Consider the following 23937-nt stretch of genomic DNA (forward strand, 5'->3'; position numbering starts at 1 on the left):
GCAAGGCGCGTTACCTCCCGGTTTTGCCGGCCGGTGACGCGCCTTGCTGCTTTCCTGCTGGTCTTTAGTAACGTAGCAACCGTGTCCGCATCCCGCACTGAACGACTCCTGAACCTTCTCCTTGCATTGCTCAACACCAAGGTGGGACTGACGCGTGCCGTACTGCGCGACAAGATCTACCACGATTCCGCTGAGAACGACGTAGCCTTTGGGCGCATGTTTGAGCGCGACAAAGTGGATCTGAAGCAATTTGGCTTCGAGATCGAGACCCTCATGGATCCCCGGAGTTTCGCAGGTGACGACCCTGCGACAACCCGCTACCGGATCGGCAAGGATTGCAACAGGCTGCCCGACGTCAGCCTGACGCCTGCGGAGTCCACAGTGCTCCTGCTGGCCGCCCAACTGTGGGAACGCGCCGCGCTGGGCACTGCTGCAGCAAACGCCGTCCGTAAGTTGCAGGCGGCCGGCGGCTTTACCGACGTCGACCTTCCCGCGGGGGTGCAGCCGCGCATCAAGCCCGCCGGACAAGCTTTCGACGACGTCGTGGCGGCCATGCATGGCAGGAACCCGGTCCGCTTCGGCTACCTTGCGGTCAGTACCGGACGCGAAGAAGTCAGGGAAGTGGAACCGTGGGGACTCGGCAGTCGCTTCGGCCAGTGGTACCTCGTGGGTTTGGACCGGGGGAGGGGTGCCAAGAGGCTCTTCAGGCTCTCACGGATGACTACTGCGGTCAGTGTGGTGGCCGGAGAACATTTCGATCCTCCCGAGGGCTTCAACGCCCGCGCAGAGCTAGCTGAGCTCAATGAGCTGCCCGTGCAGCAAGCCGTCCTGGAAGTGGACATGGACAGGCTGCTCGCGTTGCGCAAAAGGGCAGCGTTTGTTGAGGCTGTTCCGGACGACAACAACCGCGATCACATCGTGGTGGAATTCCGGGATCCGGAGCAACTTGCCGAAGAGCTTGCCTCCTATGGCCCCCACGTGAAGGTGGCCGGACCCGCGGAACTGCGTGCCGCCGTCGTGCGGCGCCTCAAAGCTGCCGTGGACTTCGACGCCCTTCCGTTGCCGCAGCTAACGTTTCCTGAAGCGGGACGGGCGCCCCGGGCACGAAAGCGCACCTCGGAGGACCAGTTGGCAAGGATGCTGCAGTTGGTACCGTTTCTGGTCCACCACCAAGGCCTGCATATCCAGGAAGTCGCTGACCACTTCGGGATTACGCGCAAGGCCCTCATCGACGATCTCAAGATCCTGATCTGTTCAGGGCTCCCCGAAGGCTACCCGGACGACCTCCTGGACATCCAGTGGGAGAACGATCACGTCTACATCTCCGAGCACCTGGACCTCAACCGCCCGGTGCGGTTCAGCGAGGACGAGGCCGGTGCCTTACTGACCGGACTTGCCATGTTGGGCGATCTGCCCGCCCTGGCCGGCATGCCGGAGGACGAGCCGGGAAGCGCGCTGGAATCCGTCACCCTCAAGCTGACCGGCGCGGCCGGGCAGGCCGGACGCTTGGCTGGATCTGTGGCCGGCCAGTCCGTCGCGCCCGAACAATCTCAGGCTTTCGCCACCATCACCCGCGCGATCAGGGAAGGCCAACAGCTTCATTTGCACTATCTGTCCCTGCAACGCGACGAGGTGACTGAGCGGGACGTGGACCCCCTCCGACTGTTCTCCTTGGATAACACCTGGTACTTCGAGGCCTACTGCCACAGCAAAGCGGGGCTCCGCAATTTCCGGCTGGACAGGGTGGAACTGCTGGAACCGAATGGACGTCCCGTATCCGGCACGGCAACAGCGGAACAGGATTTCCCAGCCAGGTTGTTTACTCCCAGCGATGACGACGTCCTGGTGGTCCTGCAGCTGACCCGGCAGGGCGCCGGACTGGCGGACGACTACTACGCTGAGCGCACCGCGCAACTGCCCGACGGCGGCCTTCTTGCAGAAGTGCGGTTTGGCAACGCCGAGTGGCTCCCCATGTTCGTGTCCCAGCACGGAGGCGCCGTTCGGATCCTCGAGCCCGAGGGCCTGCGGCAGGTAACACGTGCCTGGCTCGACGCCGCCTTGGCCGAGTACGGCTCGGCTTCAGACAGTCCGGCTGGCTAGACTACTCAGATGCCTTGGTGGTTCTGGATCCTGTTGTGGATCGCGCTTATTGCCCTTTCGTTGCTTCTTCACCTGACGCTGGGTTATCGGCTGTTCAGAAAATTCATGTCAACTGTTCACGAATTAGGCGACGCGGGTAAACGTTTCAGCAACGTTTCTCCTCCCGCCGAAACCTCCGACGTTGAAACGGCGGAAGCCCGTCCGGAACCAGGCTCCGCAATTTTTGCCTCCCCGGAGGAGATGCGTCATGATTACCTGACGGCCAAAGCCTTCCGCCAGGAAGTTCGTCGCCAGAAGCGCGTCAAGCGTAAAGCCGAGCGGGGTCAGCCCCAATCCCTGCACGACATAGAATTCAGTTAGACGTAGGATGTATCCAAAAGGAAAGGACCTCCCCACATGAGGCTCGAAGGCTGGCATCTCATCATCATCATCGTCCTGGCTCTGGTGCTTTTTGCAGCGCCGAAGCTGCCGTCCATGGCGCGCAGCATTGGGCAGTCGATGCGTATTTTCAAGTCCGAAGTCCGGGAAATGAAGAAGGATGGCTCTTCCGAAGCGAAGGACTCCCAGGAAGCTTCCGACGCCGTTGAAGGCAAGGTTGTGGGACATCCGGACGTCAAGGCCAAGAACAACGGCGAGACCGACGTTCCGCCTTCCAACCGCGTCTAAAGAGAAGTGGTAGAAACGAAGGGGCGCAAGGCCAACCCCGAAGCCCGGATGGCGCTCCTTGACCACCTCAAGGAGCTGAAGAACCGGCTGTTCAAGGCTGCCATCGGCATCATCCTGGGTACCGTGGTGGGCTTTATTGTCTACCAACCTCTCCTTGAAGCCCTGATCAAACCGATCAAGGACCTCAATGAAAAAGAGGGTCGCGCCGCCACCCTGAACTTTGACGGCGTGGCCAGCTCATTCGACCTCATGGTCCAGGTCTCCGTCTTTCTGGGCGTGATCCTTGCCAGCCCGGTGTGGATCTATCAGCTCTGGGCCTTCATCGTTCCGGGTCTGCACAAGAAGGAGCGGCGCCTGGCGTTGTCCTTCGTGGCGGCGGCGGTGCCGCTGTTCATCGGCGGCGTCCTCCTTGCCTGGCTGGTCCTGCCCAATGCCGTCCGCGTGCTGACCGATTTCACGCCCATCGGTGGATCCAACTTCATCAGCGCCGAAATCTACTTGGCATTCGTGCTCAGGCTTCTGCTCGCTTTTGGCATTGCCTTCCTGGTTCCCGTGGTGCTGGTCGGGCTGAACCTTGCGGGAATCGTCAAGGGCAAGCAGCTGATCAAGAGCTGGCGGATCACCATCTTCCTGGTGTGCTTGTTCGCTGCCATGGCTGCTCCGGGCGCCGATGCCATGAGCATGTTCTACCTGGCAGCGCCGATGCTTCTGCTGTTCTTCGCCGCAATTGGTGTTTGCGTCCTCAACGACCGCCGCCGTGAGCGTCGAGCCGTCAAGCGGGCCGCTGAGACTGAAGCCACGGCAGACATCGCCACCCCGGCCTCGGATCTGGAGAATCTCTAGAGCTTGGGCCACTAGGCTTGATGCATGTCCTCCATTTCCGGGTCTCCTTCTCCATCAGACCGCTACCAGGCGGCAGCCCAACGGGCCGCTGAGTCCAAGACCTATCTTGGCGCCTTTGTCCGTACCCTGGACTTTGACCTGGACGACTTCCAGCGCGAAGCGTGCCAGTCGCTGCAGGAGGGCCGGGGCGTCCTGGTGGCAGCACCGACCGGTGCCGGAAAGACCATCGTTGGCGAATTCGCCATCTACCTTGCCTTGGAACGCGGACTCAAGGCGTTCTACACCACGCCCATCAAGGCACTGAGCAACCAAAAGTTCTCGGAGCTCGCCGCCAAGTACGGCGCTGCAAACGTCGGCCTGCTGACGGGTGACACCACCATCAACGGAGACGCCCCAGTGGTGGTGATGACCACCGAGGTCCTTCGAAACATGTTGTACGCCGACTCCGAGACACTCGGCGACCTTGGCTTCGTCGTGATGGACGAAGTCCATTACTTGGCCGACCGCTTCCGCGGGGCTGTGTGGGAAGAGGTCATCATCCACCTGCCCAGCGAAGTCCAGGTCGCGTCGCTGAGTGCCACCGTTTCCAACGCCGAGGAATTCGGCGCTTGGCTGGACACCGTACGGGGCGACACCGACGTCATTGTCTCCGAACACCGTCCGGTCCCGTTGTGGCAGCACGTGATGGTGGGCCGTGAGGTCGTGGATCTATTTGCCGGTGACACCACGTTTGATGAGATCGCTCCCCAAGCGCCCGGCGCCGAGGAAACCGAAGTACCGGACCTTTCCGAGACCGACGAGATCGTAGCCGAGCCAACTGGTTCCGAGCGTCGGAGTGTCACGCCCACGCGGGCCTCCACAAGGCAGGTTCGTCAAGCCGTTACCGGACCCGAGTTTGAGGTCAATCCGGATCTCCTGGCCATGGCGCGTTCTGAGAGCCGCATGAACATGGCTGGCCGCTTCGGGCACGGTGGACGTAGCCGGCGTCGCCAAGACCGCTACCGCGACGAGCGCCAACAATCCGAGCAGCGCAGCCCTGTCCGGAAGGCCAGCCGCCCGCAGGTCATCGAGAGCCTCAGGCGCCAGGACCTGCTGCCGGCCATCACGTTCATCTTCTCCAGGGCCGGCTGTGACGCTGCCGTGGCGCAGTGTGCGGCATCGGGGTTATGGCTGACCACGGAGCGCGAGCAACAGATCATTGCCCAGCGGGTGGATGAGGCGAGCCACGAGATCCCGGCCGACGATCTCGATGTCCTCGGATTCTGGGGCTGGCGCGACGGCTTGGTCAGGGGATTCGCCGCCCACCACGCAGGCATGCTTCCCACGTTCAAGGAAGTAGTGGAAAAGCTTTTTGCGGACGGGCTGGTCAAGGCCGTTTTCGCCACCGAAACGCTGGCATTGGGCGTCAACATGCCCGCCCGCTGCGTGGTCTTGGAAAAGCTGGAGAAGTTCAACGGTGAAGCGCACGTCAACATCACGGCGGGGGAGTACACACAACTGACTGGCCGGGCAGGGCGCCGTGGAATCGACATCGAAGGCCATGCCGTGGTCCTCTGGCAACCCGGAACGGACCCGGCCGCGGTTGCAGGCCTTGCCTCAAGGCGCACTTACCCCCTGAATTCCAGCTTCCGGCCCACCTACAACATGAGCATCAACCTGATTGCCCAGTTTGGCCGCGTAAGGGCACGGGAGATCCTGGAGTCGTCCTTCGCCCAATTCCAGGCGGATCGATCCGTGGTGGGCCTTGCCAGGCAAGTGCGCGGGCGCGAGGAGTCGTTGGCAGGCTATGCCAAGTCCATGCAGTGCCACTTGGGGGATTTCACCGAATATGCAAAATTGCGGCGGGAACTCAGTGAAGCGGAAAACCACGCCGCCAGGGATCATCAACGTGCCCGGAAATCCCACGTGGCTGATTCCCTCACGCGACTGATCCCGGGCGACGTCATCAACATCTACAGCGGCAGGCTGGCAGGGCATGCAGTGGTACTGGATGTCGACCCGAATGCCCGCGAACCCCGCCCCTCGGTGCTGACATCGGATAACCAGCTTCGGCGGATCGGTGTCCACGACCTCGACGGCCCGGTAACTCCCGTGACCCGGATCAGGATCCCCAAGTCCTTTAACGCAAAGGTCCCCAAAGCCCGTCGCGATCTCGCGTCGTCCATGCGCCACGCCATCAGCGAGGACGCCCCGCACAGCCGGCGGAACAGCCGCCACGAGGACTTCGGCTTGGGCGCAAGGCTGCCGGATCAGGAGAAGAAGATTGCGGACCTGAGAAGGGCGCTGAGGGCGCATCCCTGCCACGGCTGCAGCGAGCGGGAAGACCATGCGCGGTGGTCCGAGCGCTGGTGGAAGCTCCGCAAGGAGACTGACGGCCTGGTCCGTCAGATCCAGGGGCGCACGAACACCATCGCCAAGACGTTCGACCGCGTCTGCGACGTTTTGTCCGTCTACGGTTACTTGGAAACGGACGATGCCGGTCACGTCACCATCAACAATGACGGACAGCGTCTTCGCCGGATCTACGGCGAGAAGGACCTGCTCATTTCGCAGTCCATCCGCCGGGGCGCCATCAACGACCTCGACGCAGCCGAGCTGGCGTCCCTTGCCAGCATTTTGGTCTACCAGGCCAAACGCGAGGACCGTGGGCTGCGGCCCAAGATGCCAACGGTTTCGTTGGAAACGGCCGTGGACATCGTCGTCCGGGAGTGGTCCCAACTGGAGGACACGGAGGAGCATCACAGGCTTCCACTGACCGGCGAACCTGAACTCGGACTCATGTGGCCGATGTACAAGTGGGCCAAGGGCCGTCACTTGCAGGACGTCCTCAGTGGTACCGACCTCGCTGCCGGCGACTTTGTCCGCTGGGCCAAGCAGGTGGTGGACCTTCTGGACCAGCTGGCCAAGATCCCGCAACTTGATCCACGGCTGGTGAGGATTTGCCGTGAGTCCATTGATTTGGTCCGCCGCGGTGTTGTGGCCTACTCCACGGTGGCCTGACCCACATCCCTCATTGATTGACTGTCTTCAACCGCTCAAGGAGCACAACGAATGAACCAACCAGGCGCTGCCGGCCGCGACCGCAACGGAACTGACCGCAAGGTCGCGATGTACCGCAACGGTTCGATCTATACGGCCGCAGATCCCTTTGCCACCGCCATGGTGGTGGACGGAGACACTATTGCATGGGTGGGCTCTGAACAGGCAGCAACGTCCATCGCGGATTCGTCCATGGAGGTCATCGATCTTCGCGGCGCCCTCCTGGCGCCTGGTTTCGTGGACTCGCACGCGCACCTGACGGAGACCGGCCTGGCCCTGTCCGGTGTGAAGCTCAGCTCAGTGCGTTCGGCCAGGGAACTCCTCGACGCCGTTGCCACCGCGGGTGGTTCGGGCCCCATCCTGGGGCACGGCTGGGACGAAACAACGTGGAACGACCCCACACTGCCCACCCTTGACGAAATCGAAAGGGCTGCGGGAGGCCGCACCGTCTACCTCTCGCGCGTCGACGTCCATTCGGCGCTGGTTTCCGCATCGCTGGCTGCGGCCGCGGGCTTGAAGGGGCTGGACGGTTTCGCCGGCAACGCGCGCGTGGTGCGGGCAGCACACACAGCGGCTCGACTCACGGCACGGCAGTTCCCGAGCACCGACAGGCGTGGTTATCAGGAACAGGCACTTCAGGAGGCTGCCGCCAACGGCTACGTGGCGCTGGCAGAAATGTCAGCGCCGCACATCTGCGGTCCCGACGATCTTCGGATGGCAGCCTCGTGGAATGAGCAGGCAGGTAACCCCCAAGTACTTCCATATTGGGGTGAACTGGCCTCATCCGAAAACCACGCCCAAAGCATCCTCGACAATTTGGGGACTGCAGTGCTTGGGCTCGCGGGAGACCTCAACATTGACGGATCAATAGGCTCGCGGACCGCCGCCTTGCTGGATGACTACTCCGACGCGACGGGGCACCGGGGAAGCCCGTACCTCTCCGTCGAAGAGGCAGCCAAGCATTTTGCGGCGACCTCCTTGTTGGGAGTCCAAGCCGGGTTCCACGTGATCGGTGACGCCGGCCTGGACGCAATCCTGGACGCCTTGGACGCTGCAGCAGCCGAGGTGGGGGAGCAGCGCATCCGGGCGGCGGGCCACAGACTGGAACACGTCGAGATGGCTGACCAAGCTGCCATCGACAGACTGGCGAAGTACTCCATCAGCGTCAGCGCGCAGCCAGGCTTCGATGCAGCGTGGGGTGCACCGGGTGGACTTTACGAACAGCGCCTGGGCGCCCGCAGCCAAACGATGAACCCGTTTGCTTCGTTCTACGCCAGCGGGGTTCCCATCACCTTCGGCAGCGACAGCCCGGTCACCCCTCTGCGGCCATGGTCCAGCGTCCGCGCCTGCTTGGAGCACAGCAACTCCGAACAGCGGATTTCCGCACGGGCGGCCTTCCTGGGCCACACCCGCGCCGGGTGGCGTGCCAGCAGGCACCGGAATCCGCTGATGGGCCAGCTGGTGCCAGGCGCGCCGGCCAGTTTCGCGGTATGGGAAGTCGAGGAACTCATGGTTCAAGTGGCCGACAGCCGGGTACAGTCGTGGAGCACGGATCCCCGAGCCCGTACACCGCTGTTGCCTGCCCTCGACACTGGAAAGGACCCTCTCTGCCTGCAGACCGTCCACGAGGGAATCGAGCTGTTCGCCCACGAGTCCTTGCGTGGCTAGGAATTGACCTGCGGCACCAAGAAGCGCGCTGAACTGGGACGATCCACAGATCCGCAGGTCAACACCTGGTTGACAGCGTGGGGTGAGTCCGTAGCATTGAGGCTCAACGGATAATCAACGCAGAGGCAACTGCCGGAGCTTGATGGTCCGGTCGTAGCCGGAACACGTTCATGGTGGCGGCAAGGAGGTGGGCAGGTCCGCAGCGACCCAGAAAACAGTTCGTCCGGGATACATTGTCCGGCGCCACTGGTCCTGGGCTTGCGGACCTGCCCGCAGCATCGCCGCGTGTGTCCCACGCCATAACCGCTCAAGGGGTGCCCGCCAGCGTCCTATAATGGAGAGTTGCGCCAGAATGCCAGCCGCCAGGCTGGTCCGGCACACTGACCGCTCCATCAAGGAAAGGCCTCTTCTTGCGTGTCCTGACGATCATTCCCACCTACAACGAGCTCGAATCGCTCCCCAAGACGCTGGGACGACTGCGCGCAGCAGTGCCAGAGTCCGATGTCCTGGTGGTTGACGATAACAGCCCGGACGGCACGGGACAGCTTGCCGATGAGTTCGCCGCGTCGGACAGCCAGGTGCACGTTTTGCACCGAAAAGGCAAGGAAGGCCTCGGAGCCGCGTACATCGCAGGGTTCAAGTGGGGCCTGGCTGCTGGATACGACGTCTTGGTCGAAATGGATGCGGATGGCTCCCACAAGCCGGAGCAGTTGCCCCTTCTTCTTGATGCCGTCAAGGATGGCGCAGACCTGGCCATGGGCTCGCGCTGGGTACCGGGTGGAAGCGTCGTCAACTGGCCGCTCTACCGCCAAGCGATCTCCCGCGTCGGCAGCACCTACGCACGCATCATGCTGGGAATCAAGATCAAGGACGTCACCGGCGGCTACCGCGCATTCCGGCGCAGCACGCTTGAGGCACTGAACCTGGACGAAGTCGAATCAGTCGGCTACGGCTTCCAAGTGGACCTCGCGTGGAGGGTAGCCAAGCTGGGACTTCGCATCGATGAGCGCCCCATCACCTTCGTGGAACGCGAACTTGGGGCGTCAAAGATGAGCGGCAACATCGTGGTGGAAGCCATGCTCAACGTGACCAAATGGGGGCTCGCCGCTCGTTGGGCAAAACTGACCCGCAAGTCGCCGGCCGCAGCCAAGTAGCCCGCAAACCCATACGACAAAGGCCGGGTCCGGTTCCTATTGGAACCAGACCCGGCCTTTTGTCTCTGCGCTCTTGTCGTCGGCGCTTGGGAGGCTACGCGGAGCGGCGTTCTCCACGGCGCTCACGCAGGATGTTTAGACGATCCTCAAGGATCTGCTCCAACTCCGGGAGGCTGCGGCGTTCCAGCAGCATGTCCCAGTGGGTGCGGACTGCCTTCTCGTTGGCGTCAACAGGACGCTCTCCATCAACCAGCAGCGCTTCCTTGCCGGTCTTGGAAACCCAAACGGGAGGGATCTCGGCTTCGGAGGAGAAGGTCACGAAGACCTGCTCGCCATCCTCGCAACGGTATTCGACCCGCTGGCGCGGTGCCGGTTCAACGCCGGATTCGGTTTCCATGCTTTGGGCGCCAAGACGCATACCCCGCAGGCTGCGATCGCTCATGATTACTCCCTCTGTCTGTTCGCGGAGCAAGAAACCCCGCGCTAGCCGTAAGCCGTTTTCACGATCCTTACGGACTACTTCTGCACACCTTGCATCACTAATTGCAACGCCTGGCCAAGCTTTAATGTTCCATCCGCGCTGAACCAGCCGGACAAATATCCCATTATACGCGGATCAAGGCTTAGTACTCAAAAGCCCGGAAAGCAAGGAGCGGCCAGCCGGGATGGCTGACCGCTCATTGCACGTACAGACAGGTCTATTCAGCTGGCCGCGAATGCTCCGTCGTACCCGCAGGCTCGGACACCTTGGCCTGCTCACTGCCACCGAAGAGCCCCTGGACGGGGGAGTCCCCGTTATTTCCTCCGAGTGCGCCGCCGATTCCCTTGAGTGCCTCGCCGACTTCGCTCGGGATAATCCAGAGCTTGTTCGAACTGCCTTCAGCGATCTTGGGAAGCGTCTGCAAGTACTGATATGCAAGCAGCTTCTGATCAGGGTTGCCCTTGTGGATCGCGTCGAAGACCTTTTGAATGGCTTGGGCTTCACCGTCTGCGCGAAGGATGGCCGCCTTCGCATCACCTTCGGCAGCGAGGATGGCCGCCTGTCGCTGGCCTTCCGCGGTGAGGATCTGCGACTGCTTGGTACCTTCAGCGGTCAGGATGGCTGCCCGGCGGTCACGCTCTGCGCGCATCTGCTTCTCCATCGAGTCCTGGATGGAGTGGGGCGGGTCGATCGCCTTCAACTCCACACGGGAAACGCGGATTCCCCAGCGACCCGTTGCTTCGTCGAGGACACCACGCAACTGGCCGTTGATCTGGTCACGCGACGTGAGTGCTTCTTCGAGGTTGAGGCCACCCACCACGTTACGAAGCGTGGTGGTGGTCAACTGTTCGACCGCCTGGATGTAGTTGGCGATCTCGTAGGTGGCCGCCCTGGGATCGGTGACCTGGAAATAGACCACGGTGTCGATGGAGACCACCAGGTTGTCTTCTGTGATGACCGGCTGCGGTGGGAAGGACACCACTTGTTCGCGCAGGTCGAGCAACGGCAGGAGCCGGTCGACGAACGGAATCAGGATAGTAAGTCCCGGATTGAGCGTGCGCTGGTACTTACCGAGCCGTTCAACGACGCCGGCGCGCGCCTGCGGGATGATCCTTACCGAGCGGACCAACACGATGATGACAAAAATGACGAGAACAATCAGCACGATTGCTGCTGCTGTTCCTCCTAAGCCGTCCATACATCTCCTTCGTTCCCCAATTGCGTGGTTTGATGCGGCTGTGCGCAGGCAGGCTGTCCTACCCGGCAACCGATTGAATCCTGAGGCGCCTTAGCGCGGGCTGTTGTCGGCGGACGAGGCGACGACCGCCGTCGCGCCGTCAATTTTGGTGACCTGAACCGTCGCACCGGGGTCGATGACTCCGGCAGTGCTGCGGGCACTCCAGACATCACCGCCAATCTTGACGAGTCCACTGGTGCCGCTCACGGCTTCGATGACGAGGGCGGACTGACCTATCAGGCGGTCAACGTTGGAGCGTTGCTCTTCTGGCCCCTTGTGCAGATGCTTCAGGGCGACCGGCCGCAGGAAAACGATCATCAGGAGGGAAACCACGCAGAAAATGACGATCTGCAGCCAAAAATCGGCGCCGGCGAAGTCGGCGATCAGTCCCGCAAGGGCTCCGCCGCCCAGCATGATGAAGAAGAGGTCGAGAGTCAGCATCTCCACCACCGCGAACGCGAGGAAGACCGTGAGCCAGAGGGCCCACCAATTCTCGCCGAGCCATTCAAACATCATTTCCCCCTTGGTCCCGGATCCCGCGGACGGGATCACAGTCACTGTTCCTCCATCCTAGCCCGACGTACCGTCCCACGTCAGGACACGGTGAACACACTGATCCGGAACTTCGCCATGGTGGCTATGGACCCGTCCGTTTCGGCCAGTTCGGCCAATTGTCCGGGGCGAAGGTGGTGGCCGGCCGGTCCCATGTACGCGAGGTCGGCCACCTCCGGACCATTCAATGCGAGGGGCAGGTCCAGGCTGACGTTCGCGGCGGTATTGAAGTGCGCGCTCATGGCCTCGGCGAGCCGCTCTTCTTTGCCTTCTTCGATGCTGAGCATGCCTGTCCGGGCAGCGATCTCTGCGAGATGACCCGGGCGCGGCGTTACGACGATCAGTATGCCCCCCGGGCGAAGCACCCGCGCAAACTCGGCGGGGTTTCGCGGGGCAAAGATCACTGTCACCACGTCCGCGGTGTTGTCGGCCATGGGCAAAGGGCGCCAAATGTCCCATACGAGGTTGGCCGCTTGCGGATTGAGCCGGGCTGCCCGCCGGAGGGCGAACTTGGAAATGTCGAGGCCGATTGCCGAGGCGCTGGAACTCTGGAGAACAGCGTGCAAATAATGCCCGGTTCCGGTGCCGGCGTCCAAGACCAGGGCGTCGGGCCGTTGAAGCGTTTCGGCGGCCGCCTCTGCGACTGCCTCCGTAAGGGCCGAGTAGTGTCCGGCTTCCAGGAAGCGGTAGCGGGCCGCTACCATCTCCGCCGAATCAGCCTCGAAGGCGGTACCTTTGCCTGTCAGCAGGTTGAAGTAGCCCTGTTTTGCGGCGTCATAGAAGTGCCCGCCCTCGCAAGCGAGCGTCCGTTGCTGATCTTCCTTAAGCAGGAACGACGCTTGGCACACAGGACAGCGAAGGGCAGCGACGGCGTCGGGGAACATGGGTTCAATCCTACGGGGGACGGAGTGTCTGGTGCCTGGGGCGGAGCAGCCGGGCTAGGCTCACCAACGTGAAACCCGAGCAACTTCCCCTGCTGAACTCCGTGTCCGCCCCGGCCATCCACCCTGATGGCACGAAGGCGGTTGTTTCTGTTGTCCGCCCGGATTTTGACGCCGACAGTTACGTCGGCCAGCTCTGGACTGTTCCCCTGGATCCCACCAAACATCCACGCCGCATCACGCGTGGTTTCAGGGATACGGCCCCTGCCTTCTCGCCTGATGGCCTTGTTCTGGCCTTCCTCCGCAGCGATCAGGATGGCAAACCGCAGTTGCACGTCGTGGAGGCCGCCGGTGGCGAACCACAGCGCATTACCGATCAGCACGCCGGTGTGGGTGGTTTCGTGTGGGCGCCCGATTCCCATCGGATTGCGTTCTGGGCCCGGGTGCCGGAGCAGGGACGCTATGGAACGGTCGACGGCGTCAGTTCCGGCAGCGAAGATGCCCGCCTCATCGATACCAATCAGTACAGGATGAACGGCGTCGGCTATACCGGCGACCAGCGCCAGCAGTTGTTTGTCGTCGAGGTTCCGGACTTGGGCGGCGAGCCCGCAGTCGCTCCGCGTGGAAGGGCCGCCCATGAGCAGCCGACGCGGGCGGTGACCGGAGTCCCCGCCGCCAAGCAGATCACGTTTGGCGATGCGGACCATGAGTCTCCGTGTTTCTCCCCGGACGGCACCCAGCTTTACTTTGTTGCCGCCCTCCACGAAAGGCGCGACGACGACCTCATCACCTCCATCTACAAGGTTGACACCAGTGGCGGCCGGCCCGTCGTCGTCGAACCCGCCAACAACCGGCCTCAAACCGTCACCGCCGTGCGCCCCTCCACGGATGGGCGCTGGCTGTTCTATGTCGCTCAAGAGCTAGGGGAAACGGGCAAGGACTTCGTGGCACGCAATGGAGTCCTCCACGTCATGCCCGCTGGTGGGGGAGATGCGGTGGCCCTGACAGACGTTGAACATTTGGACGTCTCCGGCCCGTTGGAACCGAGCGGTCCGGCCAGCATGCTGGTACTGAACACAGCCCTGGGCAGCGTGGAACTCCTGGATGTTCCAGCCGAAGGCGGAATCACGCCCCTCGTCCACGGCGCCCGGGTAGTGACTGGCGCCACCGTGGCCGCCAATGGGGAGATCGCAGTGAGCTTTTCCGACGCCTCAACGGTGGGCGACGCAGCTTCCCTGGAACGCGGAGAAATCCGCCTCCTGACCGACTTTTCGGCCGCCCTCAGAAACAACTCGCGGGTCAGCGAACCCCTGGAATTCGAGGCGGAATCCACCGATGGACATCCTGTTGCGGGTTGGCTGGTGCTGCCTGATGGGCCTGGGCCGCATCCGGTTCTTCTCACCATCCACGGCGGACCGTTCGCCCAATACACGGGGGCCTTCTTCGACGAGGCCCAGGTTTACGCCGCGGCAGGCTACGCCGTGGTGATGTGCAATCCACGCGGCTCGTCCGGCTACGGCCAAGCCCACGGCCGCGCCATCAAGGAGCGTATGGGCACCGTGGACATGCAGGACGTCCTCGCGTTCCTGGACTCAGCACTTGAAGCCTTTGATGGCTTGGATCCGGAACGTGTGGGCATCATGGGTGGTTCGTACGGCGGCTACCTGACCGCGTGGACCATTGCCCACGATCACCGGTTCAAGGCCGCCATCGTCGAGCGCGGATTCCTGGACCCGGTCAGCTTCACTGGTTCCTCCGACATAGGCTGGTTCTTCGGTGGCGAATACACCGGGGGAAGCCCCGAGCAGATGGCTGCCCAGAGTCCCATGGCCGTTGCCCCTGCCGTCACAACTCCCACGCTGGTGGTCCACAGCGAAAACGACCTTCGCTGCCCCCTTGAACAAGGTCAGCGTTATTACGCCCAGCTCAAGAAGCAAGGCGTGGAAACTGCATTGTTGGTCTTCCCGGGTGAGGACCACGAATTGTCCCGGTCCGGCACCCCGCATCATCGCCGGCAGCGCTTCGACCACATCCTGCGTTGGTGGGCAGCCTACCTCCCCACGGCATCCAACCGCCCGGAGTCGTAGCAGTCAGGCAGCCATTAGCAGGCAGGCGCAGTGTGGACCCTAGAGGAGGAAGCCGAGAGCGCGGCGTGCCTCATCGACGTCGGGTGCAGCCCATCGCGCAGCGTGCTCGGCGTTGCTGGAAAGTGACCGGATCTCGGCCCGGTCCAGGTACAGGGTTCCGTGAAGGTGGTCCGTTTCGTGTTGCACGATGCGGGCCTGCCATCCGGAAAACCACTCCTCTACGGCCTCCCCGCGCGGGGTTGTGTAGCGCAACTCGACGTTCCGGTGCCGGGTCACAACCGCTTGGTATCCATTGACGGAGAGACATCCTTCATAGAAAGAAGCCACCTCCGTACCAAGTGGACGGTAGCTTGGGTTGACGATGGCGAAGAATTCCATCTGTTCCCTGTGCCGCATGGCAGCGGATGCGGGATCAATCTCGTATTTGTCCTCGAGGACGGCGAGCTGCAAGGGGATACCCAGCTGGGGAGCAGCCAGCCCCACACCGGGAGCATCATGCATGGCTTCCCGCATCCGGTCAACCAATGACATCAATTCGACGTCGTCCAGCTGGCCATCGTAGGGGGCCGCAAGCTGGCGCAGCACAGGGTGTCCAGCTTGGACAATGGCCGGGAGTTCTTCCGCATCGAGCAATCGCCGCACAGCATCCCTGATCTGGATGGGGTTGTAGTCGGTAGCCGGGCCCGAGGCCTCGGGAGGAGGTTGATGCGTCATGCCTTGAGCCTAACGCGGCTGGTGTCCGCGGGGTTGAGCTAGGCTCGACAAATGAGCGATTCCACCCCCTTGGACTGTGTACTTGGCTTCATCAGAACTGTTGAGGCCGGCGGCAGAGGTGCCGAATTGCGGCCCTTCCTGGCTGATGATTTCACCCTCACCGAATGGCCGCATGCGTTGTCCAAGACAGGCTCCACCCGAAATTTGGCAGAAACTCTCTCCGGCGCGGACCACAGCAAGGACATTGTCGCCGACCAACGTTTCGAGGTGGTCCGCACCACCAGTGAAGGGACCCGCGTTGTCCTCGAAATGAACTGGTCTGCCACACTGCTGCTGGACCTTCCCCACTGGGACCGCGGAGACACCATCCGTGCCCGAAGCACTGCCGTCTTCGAGCTCCGGGACGGTCTGATCGTCAGCCAGGACACGTACGACTGCTATTACACGACGGCTAATTAGCTACCGCATCGTGAAACGCCTCTCCACCAACGCGGCGATGGCCGGAACCTCCAGGGCGCTGGCGAAAAGCGTGTTCCTGGTGGCCAGGACCGCCGGTGACAGGGGTCTGCCCAGAGCCATGTTGAGCCCGGCCTGCCGGGATGCCCTGAGGGCCGCCTTCCTGCGGGATCTCTCGAAGCTTTGGAGCTTTCGCCCCACATCGGTTCCGTTCAAGGAGGCATCGATGATGGGAGCCAGGGCTGCGGCGTCCAGCCAACCAAGGTTCATGCCCTGGCCGCCGATGGGACTGATTTCGTGGGCGGCGTCGCCCAGCAGAACCACTCGGCCGTGGACCATCCGCTTCGCCAGCCGCGCGCGCACCTCGAAGGCGCTCAACATCGAGTTGCTGGTGGCATCCAGTACCTCGCCCGTCCTGGCTGCCACCAAGTCAGCCAGTCCGGCCGCCGTCGTGCCTTGATCCGGCGCTCCCAGCCTCACCACCCACCGGCGCACGCCGTCCGGCAAGGGAAACGACTCCACGATCCCGGCCGGCTCCAGGTACAGCACAGCGTCGGTCCCGTGCCTTGTCCCATCCGTGAAGTCGCCCATGATGTAGCAGTCCGGATACCTCCGTGTCGGCAGATGGGGAAGGATGGCCCGGCGGATGGATGAATGCGCGCCGTCGGCCGCCACAGCTAAGCGGGCCGTGAACACGCCATGTCCTGCCCTGGGATCCGTTACTACGCGCACGGACCTGAAATCGTTAATGACGTCTTGGACTTCGGTACCCCGGACGATCGCTGCGGCATCCAGTTCCAGCACGGATTCTTCGAGCACCTCTTCCGTTATGGCCTGAGGCACGGCAAGGATGAACGGAAACTCCGCATCACCCGAGAACGGTAGCTCCGACACCTTTAGGCCCTGGCTGTAGGCAACGCCCCGGCGGATGCGAACTCCAGCTTCAATGAGTTGGGCGGCAACTCCAGCGCGCGACAATTCCACCAAAGCAGGGGGATGAATCCCAATGGCCCGTGAACGCAGGCTCCTGCCGGTCCTGCGTTCAACAATCCGGACCTTGTACCCCCGCTGCAACAACAAAGTACCCAGGAAAAGGCCCACCGGACCGGCACCCACAATTACCACGTCAAGCATGGTGATCCACGGCGCCGTTGTGCCGGTGTACAAAGGTGAGGAGGTTATGCCAGGGACCGTTTGCCTCAACCGTCCAGGTACGGGGGACGGCTGCCTGCAGTTCGGCCGGCGTGTGACTGCGTTTGATCGATACAAGGCCATCGCCGCAGATGTAGGATCCCAAGCCCAGGGGCCAAAAGCCGCACAGGAACAGCAGGTACGCCACATTGCTGCGCCTGAGGTCGTTGTGGAGTACCAGTCCCCGGCTGAGGATTTCGGAGTCGTGCAGGACGGTGGCGAGGTGACCGTCGTCGAGGTGGTGGAGGATGTGGTTGGACATCACGATGTCGAACGTCTCGCCCTCCGCTACAAGCTCGGAGCTGTGGGCTTTCCGATAGGTGACGCCCTCCACGCGAGGTGATTGCGCGGCAAAGGCATACGCCCTCTCATCCGGGTCGATCGCCGTAACCGCCAGGCTGAAGCCGTCCTGCTGAGCCCAACGCGCAAGGCTCCGGGCGACGTCCCCGCCGCCACATCCGATGTCCAGCAATGACAACCCGCCCCGTTCGGACAGCAACGGCCGTATCCGGCGCCTGTAGGTCCTGTGCCAGCCCGAAAGAAGGCTGTTGACCACGGGGAACCGCGCATAGGTCCTGGTGAGGCGTACAGGATCACAATCGGCCCTGTCCATGTCCTCCACGGAGTGCAGATCCCTCTGACGGAGGGATCCCCATGGGCTCACAGGGCGGGGGAGACCAGCGTAAAGAGGCCCGTCTCCACGGTCAGCCCGGGCCCGAACGCCATGGAGCAAATGCGTTCCTCACGTTCACCGGCCGTCTGCCCCAACATGTACTTCAGCACGAACAGCACGGTGGCGCTGCTCATGTTGCCGTACTCCCTGAGGGTCTCCCGCGCTGGAACCAGCTGCTCCTGCGTCAACTCCAGCTTGGACTCAACCTTGTCCAGGATGCTCCGGCCGCCCGGGTGGATTGCCCAGTGCGTAATGTCCTTATACGGAAGTGCTGCCAGCTGTGGTTCCTTGGCCAGAAGAGGCTCAAGTGCCCCCGTGATGTGTTCCTCAATGATGTGGGGAACATACGAGCCCAGGACCATTTCGAAACCTTCGTCGCCTATGTTCCATGCCATGGCTTCCTCACCCACAGGCGTCAGGACGGTTTCAAAGTGGTCCAGCCTGATCACCGGGTCCGGACCCTCCGGTTCACGTGCCGTGACGACGGCGGCTGCCGCACCGTCGCCGAAGATGGCGGAACCCATGATCGTGTCGGGGTCGTTCGATGTCCTGACGTGAAGCGAGCAGAGCTCGACGCAGATCACCAGGACCACCGCTTCCGGATCGGCCTGGCAGAACTGCTTCGCGGCTTTCAGGGCAGGAAACGCGGCGTAGCAGCCCATGAACCCGAGGTGATAACGCTGGACGGCAGGGTTCAGCCCCAGGGCCCTGACCACTTTGTAGTCCGGACCCGGGTTGAAGAACCCTGTGCAAGAAACGGTGATGACATGGGTGATGTCGTCGAGGTCGATACCTGATGCCCGGGCTACTGCCGTCTTCCCTGCCTCGACGAACAGCTTGGTAGCCTCGGTGGCAAAGATTTCGTTGCGTACCTTGGTGCTGGGACTCAGCACCATGTTGGTTTCTGGATCGAAGAACTTCGGGTTCTCGGGATGGGCGTCAAGACTGAGTTCTTCGACGGCGGTAAAGCGGGTGTCGATGGCTGCCGAATCAAAGCAGGTGGTGACCAGCCGTGTCCCCAGCCGTGTCAGGCCTGGTTGGGAGGCAAAAACTTCACGAGCCTGCTGCTGGACGAGGATGGTTGGCGGAACTGCGGTTTCAAGGGACCTCATGTATACCGGCATGCTTCATTCTTAGTGAGTAAAGCTGGGAAGACAATGGCAGAATCGATCGTACTGACCGAGGTTGGTCAATGAGAGCCAGGCGACGCCGACGGGGGACTGCTGGGCAGCGCCGCCTAACAGATGGAGAAATGATGACTATTGCTGCGAGCACTGACACGCAATCTCCTGCGTCGCACGTTGCCGATACCCACGACCTGATCCGCGTCCAGGGTGCACGCGAAAACAACTTGAAGGACGTCAGCATTGAGATCCCGAAGCGCCGGTTGACGGTCTTCACGGGTGTATCCGGATCCGGTAAGAGTTCGCTGGTCTTCGCCACTATCGCTGCAGAGTCGCAGCGCATGATCAACGAAACCTACAGTGCCTTTGTCCAAGGTTTCATGCCCTCCCTGGCGCGGCCGGATGTGGACGTGCTTGAAGGATTGACCACAGCGATCATCGTGGACCAGGAGCGGATGGGCTCCAACCCGCGTTCAACGGTGGGCACCGCCACCGATGCCAACGCGATGCTGCGGATCCTGTTCAGCCGCCTAGGCCACCCCCACATCGGTTCGCCAAATGCGTACTCATTCAATGTCCCCACGGTGAAGGCGAGCGGGGCCATCACCGTGGAGCGCGGGGAGGGAAAGACCAAGACGGAGAAGGCAAGCTTCAACCGGCTGGGCGGCATGTGTTCCCGCTGTGAAGGCATGGGTTCGGTCAACGACTTTGACCTCACGGCCCTCTACGACGACACCAAGTCCCTCAGCGAAGGGGCCCTCACCATTCCGGGCTACACCATGGACGGCTGGTACGGGCGGATTTTCAGCGGATCCGGTTTCTTCAACATGGACAAACCCATCGCGAAATTCACCAAAAAAGAGCTTCACGACCTCCTGTACCGGGAGCCGACCAAGATCAAGGTGGAGGGCATCAACCTCACCTACGAAGGCGTGATCCCCAAGATCCAGAAATCGATGCTCAGCAAGGATGTGGACGCCTTGCAGCCACACATCCGCGCCTTCGTGGAGCGGGCCATCACCTTCACCACGTGCCCGGAGTGCGAAGGCACCAGGCTGAGCCCGGAAGCCCGGTCCTCCAAGATCAAAGGCAAGAGCATCGCGGATGTTTGCACCATGCAGATCAGCGACCTTGCTGAATGGATCCGCGACCTGGATGAGCCCTCCGTTGCTCCGCTGTTGAAAGGACTCCAGCACCTCCTGGATTCCTTCGCCGAGATCGGTTTGGGCTACCTTTCCCTGGACCGGCCGGCCGGCACGTTGTCCGGGGGAGAGGCACAGCGGACCAAGATGATCCGCCACCTCGGTTCTTCCCTGACGGACATCACCTATGTCTTTGATGAACCGACCATCGGCCTGCACCCCCACGACATCGAGCGCATGAACCAGCTCCTGCTGCAGTTGCGCGACAAAGGCAATACCGTGCTTGTGGTGGAGCATAAGCCGGAAACGATCGCGATCGCGGACCATGTAGTCGACCTCGGTCCAGGCGCTGGTACCGGCGGTGGAACCGTATGCTACGAAGGCGAATTGGAGGGCCTGCGGGGGAGCGACACCATCACAGGGCGGCACCTCGACGACCGAGCCGCCATCAAGGAGAACGTTCGCTCCGCGTCCGGCAATCTGGAGATCCGGGGCGCGTCAACCAACAACCTCAAGAATGTGGACGTCGATATTCCTCTTGGTGTCCTCTGCGTCCTGACGGGCGTGGCCGGTTCAGGAAAGAGCTCGCTGATCCACGGTTCAGTAGCTAAGCGTGACGGGGTCCTGGTAATCGATCAGGGCGCTATTCGAGGTTCCCGCCGAAGCAACCCGGCCACGTACACGGGACTCCTTGAGCCGATTCGCAAGGCGTTTGCCAAAGCCAACGGGGTGAAGCCGGCATTGTTCAGTTCCAACTCCGAAGGCGCCTGCCCCACGTGTAACGGCGCCGGGGTGATCTATACGGATCTGGGTGTCATGGCCACGGTGGAGTCCACTTGTGAAGAGTGTGACGGAAAGCGCTTTCAGGCCTCTGTGCTGGAGTACAAACTCGGGGATCGCAATATTGCAGAAGTGCTTGCAATGTCCGTGGACGAAGCTGAGGGATTCTTCAGCGAGGGAGAGGCCCGGACCCCTGCGGCCCACAAAATCCTGGACCGCCTGGCGGACGTCGGCCTGGGTTACCTGACTCTCGGCCAGCCGCTCACCACGTTGTCCGGCGGTGAGCGCCAGAGACTCAAGCTGGCCACTCAGATGTCCGAAAAGGGCGATATCTACATCCTGGACGAACCCACCACGGGCCTGCACCTTGCCGATGTCCAAAATCTTCTGGGGATGCTGGACCGCCTGGTGGCTTCAGGAAAATCGGTCATCGTGATCGAACATCACCAGGCCGTCATGGCGCATGCCGACTGGATCATCGACCTTGGTCCGGGCGCTGGTCACGACGGCGGCAAGATCGTTTTTGCTGGAACGCCCGCAGAGCTTGTGGCCGAGAAGTCGACGCTGACAGGCAAACATCTGGCTGCTTACGTCGCGAAGTAAAACGTGCCGCTGAGAGTGGTCGTTTCAGGGTGCAGGGACGACCACTTCCAGCACCTGTCTATAACGCCGATAATCTACATTATGTAAAGTAAAGTTGGCGAAGCCCTTCCCGACCGCATAAGTGCGCCCCGCCTGACAGCTACAGACGGGGCAAACTTTCAACAGTCGTCAGGCGCTACTGATCCTGCGGCGCACCGGCGATGTTGACCAGCCAAGCGATACCGAACTTGTCCACGCACATTCCGAAGGCGTCGCCCCAAGGCGCGAGCTCAAGCGGCACGGTGACCGAGCCGCCGTCGATGAGCTTCTCCCAATACCCACGGAGTTCAGCCTCGTCCGAGGCTTCGCCACTCAGGGACACAGACACGTTGTCCCCAGGGTTGTACTCCATTCCATTAGGTGTGTCAGCTGCCATGAGGGTCAACCCGCCTGGTGTCTCGAGCATGGAGTGCATGACCTTGTCGGCTTCTGCTGGATCCTGGCTGGCCTGATAATCGCCGAACGTGCTGATGTTCAGCTCGCCGCCAAAGACGGACTCGTAGAATGTGATGGCTTCGCGGGCGTTGTCGCGAAACGAGATGTAGGGGTTGAGGCGGGTTGCCATCGGTCATACTCCTCATGGTTGTGTGAAGTGAGCGCACGTCACCGTGCGGTAATGCTAACAGCGCCTCCGGCGCATGTCCCCCAAGACCTTCAGCCGCCGTCGTAAGCCTTTTGAAGGACATTTACGTCAAGTTTGCGCATCTTCAACATGGCCTCCATTGCACGCCGTGAACCTGCCGGATCAGGGCCGTTCAGGAGTCCGGCCATTGCCGTGGGGACAATCTGCCACGAAAGTCCATATTTGTCCTTCAGCCACCCGCATTGGCTTTCCACTCCCCCAACCAGCAGTGCGTCCCAGTACCTGTCCACTTCCTCCTGGGATTCACAATTCACCACCAGGGACACCGCCTCGTTGAACCGGAAGGCCGGCCCACCATTCAACCCCATGAACTGCCGGCCTTCGATCTCGAATTCAACGGTGAGTGGGTTGCCATCCGGGCCAGGCATGGCCTGTCCCATGGCTGAATTGTCAAAAGTCGATGTGTAGAACTCGGCAGCTTCGGCCGCTTGGCCGTCAAACCATAAACACGTGGAAATTTTCTGCATCTGCCACTCCTCCAACGATGTCCGGAACCGTTAGCCCCCGTTTGAGGCTAGTACTGATGTTTCGCCCACACAACGCCCGACGGCGAGTACCTCGGACATCGATTACGCCCCCTTGCGCCGGGGTACTGGAGCAAGCCCGGCCTACTCCCCCATCGCCCGGAGGCGGCTGACGAGCCCCACGGTATTGCCTTCGCTGTCTTCTATGAAGGCCATCCATTCTTCCGAATCCGCAGGTCCCAAAGAGTCATCCGTGTGCCCAAAAATCAGCTGTGGATCGGCGATGATCCTGACACCCCGGCGCCTTAGGGTTGCCACGGTGCCATAGAGGTCACCCACTTCCAGGTAGATGAGCGACGATGGCGCACCCTTCTCCAGGAGCAGCCGCACTCCCCCGATGTCGAAGAAAAGGAGGCCCGGGGGGTCGAAGAGAGCCCTCGGCTCACTGTCCAACAATGCAGCGTAGAAAGCAGCCGCCCGCTTCAGGTCTTCCGCATGCTGTGCCACCTGCATCAATCGCACGGCGTCCTCCAGGGCAGTTTGCTGGTGCACTACTGCCCATATCGTGACTGCACCTTGAACCTCACGCAAGAGGCAGGAAAAGGCTGTCGACTTCGCGTGGGACGGGCGCCGCCGATAGTGTCTGAAGTATGTCTTCACCATCCAGAACGTGGATCCCCGCGGCTATCGCCGACCTTCTCTTGATTCTTGTCTTCGCTGCGATGGGTCGCGACGCGCACGCCCGCGGAGATATTGTCTCAGGAGCTTTCGCCACGGCATGGCCGTTCCTGGCCGGCGCAGCAATCGGGTGGGTGGTCCTCCGCACGTGGCGCGCTCCCTGGGCCCTCTGGCCCTCCGGCGTGGGCATTTGGATCGGCGCAGTTCTGGTGGGAATGCTGCTGAGGGCCGTCACCGGTCAAACCGTGGTGCTGCCATTCGTGCTGGTGGCGTTGATCAGCCTGGGAGTATTCCTGCTGGGATATCGGGCCGTCGCGGCCTTGATCATCCGCGTCTCGCGCAAACGCCAACGCCGCGTTTGATCGGGCTTCAACTCCTGCAGATGCACTAGGCTGGAATGAGTCCGCAATGATGCTTTTCGGAAAGGCCCCACGTGATCACCGCATTCGTCCTGATCAAGACCGACGCCTCACGCATCCCGGAGACCGCAGAACAAATTTCGGCTATCCAAGGCATCAGCGAGGTGTATTCCGTCACCGGCGAATGGGACCTTATCGCAGTGGCCAGGGTCACCAAGCACGACGAACTTGCGGATGTGATCGCTGATCGCCTCTCGAAGGTTGACTCTGTGGTGCACACCACCACCCACATCGCCTTCCGCGCGTACTCGCAACACGACCTTGATGCCGCGTTCGCTCTCGGTTTCGAATAAAGAGGAACTT

Annotated in this window: 23 protein-coding genes; 12 read left to right on the forward strand and 11 right to left on the reverse strand. The window is 61.9% G+C overall.

Features of this window, described 5'->3' with window-relative positions; genetic code table 11:
* The first annotated feature begins 81 nt into the window (after window positions 1-81).
* The 7 genes from FQP90_RS03310 to FQP90_RS03340 all read left to right on the forward strand — a co-directional run bounded on the left by FQP90_RS03310 (window position 82) and on the right by FQP90_RS03340 (window position 9470).
* Window positions 82-2100: a helix-turn-helix transcriptional regulator gene (locus FQP90_RS03310; protein WP_208759926.1), complete on the forward strand. Its 2019-nt coding sequence runs from the start codon at window positions 82-84 to the stop codon at window positions 2098-2100.
* Window positions 2101-2109: 9 nt separating this feature from the next.
* Window positions 2110-2460 carry a hypothetical protein gene (locus FQP90_RS03315; protein WP_144648307.1) on the forward strand — a complete coding sequence of 117 codons (351 nt, stop codon included), beginning with the start codon at window positions 2110-2112 and terminating at the stop codon, window positions 2458-2460.
* A gap of 36 nt (window positions 2461-2496) precedes the next feature.
* Complete coding sequence (tatA, locus tag FQP90_RS03320; RefSeq protein ID WP_144648308.1) at window positions 2497-2766, forward strand: Sec-independent protein translocase subunit TatA; 270 nt, start codon at window positions 2497-2499, stop codon at window positions 2764-2766.
* A gap of 6 nt (window positions 2767-2772) precedes the next feature.
* Window positions 2773-3609 carry a twin-arginine translocase subunit TatC gene (gene tatC, locus FQP90_RS03325; protein WP_144648309.1) on the forward strand — a complete coding sequence of 279 codons (837 nt, stop codon included), beginning with the start codon at window positions 2773-2775 and terminating at the stop codon, window positions 3607-3609.
* A 24-nt stretch (window positions 3610-3633) separates the two neighbouring features.
* Window positions 3634-6609, forward strand: a complete 2976-nt coding sequence (locus FQP90_RS03330; protein WP_144648310.1) for a DEAD/DEAH box helicase — start codon at window positions 3634-3636, stop codon at window positions 6607-6609.
* Window positions 6610-6660: 51 nt separating this feature from the next.
* A complete protein-coding gene (locus FQP90_RS03335) occupies window positions 6661-8316 on the forward strand; it encodes an amidohydrolase (RefSeq protein ID WP_144648311.1) in 1656 nt (551 codons plus the stop codon).
* Between the two features lie 410 nt (window positions 8317-8726).
* A complete protein-coding gene (locus tag FQP90_RS03340; RefSeq protein WP_144648312.1) occupies window positions 8727-9470 on the forward strand; it encodes a polyprenol monophosphomannose synthase in 744 nt (247 codons plus the stop codon).
* A gap of 94 nt (window positions 9471-9564) precedes the next feature.
* Here FQP90_RS03340 and FQP90_RS03345 read toward each other — a convergent pair whose 3' ends face one another.
* The 4 genes from FQP90_RS03345 to FQP90_RS03360 all read right to left on the reverse strand — a co-directional run bounded on the left by FQP90_RS03345 (window position 9565) and on the right by FQP90_RS03360 (window position 12624).
* Window positions 9565-9912, reverse strand: a complete 348-nt coding sequence (locus tag FQP90_RS03345; protein WP_011774875.1) for an RNA polymerase-binding protein RbpA — start codon at window positions 9910-9912, stop codon at window positions 9565-9567.
* Between the two features lie 256 nt (window positions 9913-10168).
* Complete coding sequence (locus FQP90_RS03350; protein ID WP_144648313.1) at window positions 10169-11149, reverse strand: SPFH domain-containing protein; 981 nt, start codon at window positions 11147-11149, stop codon at window positions 10169-10171.
* A 90-nt stretch (window positions 11150-11239) separates the two neighbouring features.
* Window positions 11240-11701, reverse strand: coding sequence for an NfeD family protein (locus FQP90_RS03355; RefSeq protein WP_144648429.1), 462 nt, complete (start codon window positions 11699-11701; stop codon window positions 11240-11242).
* Window positions 11702-11781: 80 nt separating this feature from the next.
* A complete protein-coding gene (locus FQP90_RS03360; RefSeq protein WP_144648314.1) occupies window positions 11782-12624 on the reverse strand; it encodes a methyltransferase domain-containing protein in 843 nt (280 codons plus the stop codon).
* A 68-nt stretch (window positions 12625-12692) separates the two neighbouring features.
* On the opposite strand from FQP90_RS03360, the gene FQP90_RS03365 reads away from it, so the two are divergent.
* Window positions 12693-14708 carry a S9 family peptidase gene (locus FQP90_RS03365; protein ID WP_144648315.1) on the forward strand — a complete coding sequence of 672 codons (2016 nt, stop codon included), beginning with the start codon at window positions 12693-12695 and terminating at the stop codon, window positions 14706-14708.
* Window positions 14709-14747: 39 nt separating this feature from the next.
* Here the strand turns inward: FQP90_RS03365 and FQP90_RS03370 are convergent, their stop codons facing one another.
* The gene (locus FQP90_RS03370; RefSeq protein WP_144648316.1) at window positions 14748-15422 is read right to left on the reverse strand and encodes a peptide deformylase; all 675 of its coding nucleotides are present in this window, start codon (window positions 15420-15422) and stop codon (window positions 14748-14750) included.
* A 51-nt stretch (window positions 15423-15473) separates the two neighbouring features.
* Between FQP90_RS03370 and FQP90_RS03375 the strand changes: the two genes are divergently transcribed.
* Window positions 15474-15881 (forward strand): nuclear transport factor 2 family protein, encoded by a 408-nt coding sequence (locus FQP90_RS03375; protein ID WP_144648317.1) that lies wholly within the window; start codon window positions 15474-15476, stop codon window positions 15879-15881.
* Here FQP90_RS03375 and FQP90_RS03380 read toward each other — a convergent pair whose 3' ends face one another.
* The 3 genes from FQP90_RS03380 to FQP90_RS03390 are packed head-to-tail and all read right to left on the reverse strand — an operon-like array spanning window position 15882 to window position 18866.
* Window positions 15882-17012 carry an FAD-dependent oxidoreductase gene (locus FQP90_RS03380; protein WP_144648318.1) on the reverse strand — a complete coding sequence of 377 codons (1131 nt, stop codon included), beginning with the start codon at window positions 17010-17012 and terminating at the stop codon, window positions 15882-15884.
* The gene (locus FQP90_RS03385; RefSeq protein WP_144648319.1) at window positions 17005-17733 is read right to left on the reverse strand and encodes a class I SAM-dependent methyltransferase; all 729 of its coding nucleotides are present in this window, start codon (window positions 17731-17733) and stop codon (window positions 17005-17007) included. The genes FQP90_RS03380 and FQP90_RS03385 overlap by 8 nt, the downstream gene beginning before the upstream one ends.
* A complete protein-coding gene (locus tag FQP90_RS03390; RefSeq protein WP_144648320.1) occupies window positions 17730-18866 on the reverse strand; it encodes a type III polyketide synthase in 1137 nt (378 codons plus the stop codon). The genes FQP90_RS03385 and FQP90_RS03390 overlap by 4 nt, the downstream gene beginning before the upstream one ends.
* A gap of 131 nt (window positions 18867-18997) precedes the next feature.
* Here FQP90_RS03390 and FQP90_RS03395 point away from each other — a divergent pair, with 131 nt between their 5' ends.
* Window positions 18998-21391 carry an ATP-binding cassette domain-containing protein gene (locus tag FQP90_RS03395; protein ID WP_208759937.1) on the forward strand — a complete coding sequence of 798 codons (2394 nt, stop codon included), beginning with the start codon at window positions 18998-19000 and terminating at the stop codon, window positions 21389-21391.
* 175 nt (window positions 21392-21566) lie between these two features.
* Here the strand turns inward: FQP90_RS03395 and FQP90_RS03400 are convergent, their stop codons facing one another.
* The 3 genes from FQP90_RS03400 to FQP90_RS03410 form a co-directional block, all read right to left on the reverse strand.
* Window positions 21567-21995: a VOC family protein gene (locus FQP90_RS03400; protein ID WP_144648322.1), complete on the reverse strand. Its 429-nt coding sequence runs from the start codon at window positions 21993-21995 to the stop codon at window positions 21567-21569.
* A gap of 89 nt (window positions 21996-22084) precedes the next feature.
* Window positions 22085-22540, reverse strand: a complete 456-nt coding sequence (locus FQP90_RS03405) for a VOC family protein (protein ID WP_144648323.1) — start codon at window positions 22538-22540, stop codon at window positions 22085-22087.
* Window positions 22541-22681: 141 nt separating this feature from the next.
* Entirely contained in the window at window positions 22682-23059 is a 378-nt protein-coding gene (locus tag FQP90_RS03410) for a VOC family protein (protein ID WP_144648430.1), read from the reverse strand.
* 128 nt (window positions 23060-23187) lie between these two features.
* On the opposite strand from FQP90_RS03410, the gene FQP90_RS03415 reads away from it, so the two are divergent.
* Window positions 23188-23577, forward strand: a complete 390-nt coding sequence (locus FQP90_RS03415; protein WP_144648324.1) for a DUF3054 domain-containing protein — start codon at window positions 23188-23190, stop codon at window positions 23575-23577.
* A 71-nt stretch (window positions 23578-23648) separates the two neighbouring features.
* Complete coding sequence (locus FQP90_RS03420) at window positions 23649-23927, forward strand: Lrp/AsnC family transcriptional regulator (RefSeq protein WP_144648325.1); 279 nt, start codon at window positions 23649-23651, stop codon at window positions 23925-23927.
* Window positions 23928-23937 lie beyond the last annotated feature (10 nt).

It is taken from the genome of Paenarthrobacter nitroguajacolicus, from assembly GCF_007786235.1.
GTDB classification, from domain to species: Bacteria; Actinomycetota; Actinomycetes; order Actinomycetales; family Micrococcaceae; genus Arthrobacter; species Arthrobacter nitroguajacolicus_A.

Coding starts and splice junctions, on each gene's coding strand:
- FQP90_RS03315 (WP_144648307.1), top strand. CDS start 2,110: ATGCCTTGGTGGTTCTGGATCCTGTTGTGGATCGCGCTTATTGCCCTT.
- tatA (WP_144648308.1), top strand. CDS start 2,497: ATGAGGCTCGAAGGCTGGCATCTCATCATCATCATCGTCCTGGCTCTG.
- FQP90_RS03330 (WP_144648310.1), top strand. CDS start 3,634: ATGTCCTCCATTTCCGGGTCTCCTTCTCCATCAGACCGCTACCAGGCG.
- FQP90_RS03335 (WP_144648311.1), top strand. CDS start 6,661: ATGAACCAACCAGGCGCTGCCGGCCGCGACCGCAACGGAACTGACCGC.
- FQP90_RS03345 (WP_011774875.1), bottom strand. CDS start 9,912: ATGAGCGATCGCAGCCTGCGGGGTATGCGTCTTGGCGCCCAAAGCATG.
- FQP90_RS03350 (WP_144648313.1), bottom strand. CDS start 11,149: ATGGACGGCTTAGGAGGAACAGCAGCAGCAATCGTGCTGATTGTTCTC.
- FQP90_RS03355 (WP_144648429.1), bottom strand. CDS start 11,701: ATGTTTGAATGGCTCGGCGAGAATTGGTGGGCCCTCTGGCTCACGGTC.
- FQP90_RS03360 (WP_144648314.1), bottom strand. CDS start 12,624: ATGTTCCCCGACGCCGTCGCTGCCCTTCGCTGTCCTGTGTGCCAAGCG.
- FQP90_RS03370 (WP_144648316.1), bottom strand. CDS start 15,422: ATGACGCATCAACCTCCTCCCGAGGCCTCGGGCCCGGCTACCGACTAC.
- FQP90_RS03375 (WP_144648317.1), top strand. CDS start 15,474: ATGAGCGATTCCACCCCCTTGGACTGTGTACTTGGCTTCATCAGAACT.
- FQP90_RS03380 (WP_144648318.1), bottom strand. CDS start 17,012: ATGCTTGACGTGGTAATTGTGGGTGCCGGTCCGGTGGGCCTTTTCCTG.
- FQP90_RS03390 (WP_144648320.1), bottom strand. CDS start 18,866: ATGCCGGTATACATGAGGTCCCTTGAAACCGCAGTTCCGCCAACCATC.
- FQP90_RS03395 (WP_208759937.1), top strand. CDS start 18,998: ATGACTATTGCTGCGAGCACTGACACGCAATCTCCTGCGTCGCACGTT.
- FQP90_RS03400 (WP_144648322.1), bottom strand. CDS start 21,995: ATGGCAACCCGCCTCAACCCCTACATCTCGTTTCGCGACAACGCCCGC.
- FQP90_RS03405 (WP_144648323.1), bottom strand. CDS start 22,540: ATGCAGAAAATTTCCACGTGTTTATGGTTTGACGGCCAAGCGGCCGAA.
- FQP90_RS03415 (WP_144648324.1), top strand. CDS start 23,188: ATGTCTTCACCATCCAGAACGTGGATCCCCGCGGCTATCGCCGACCTT.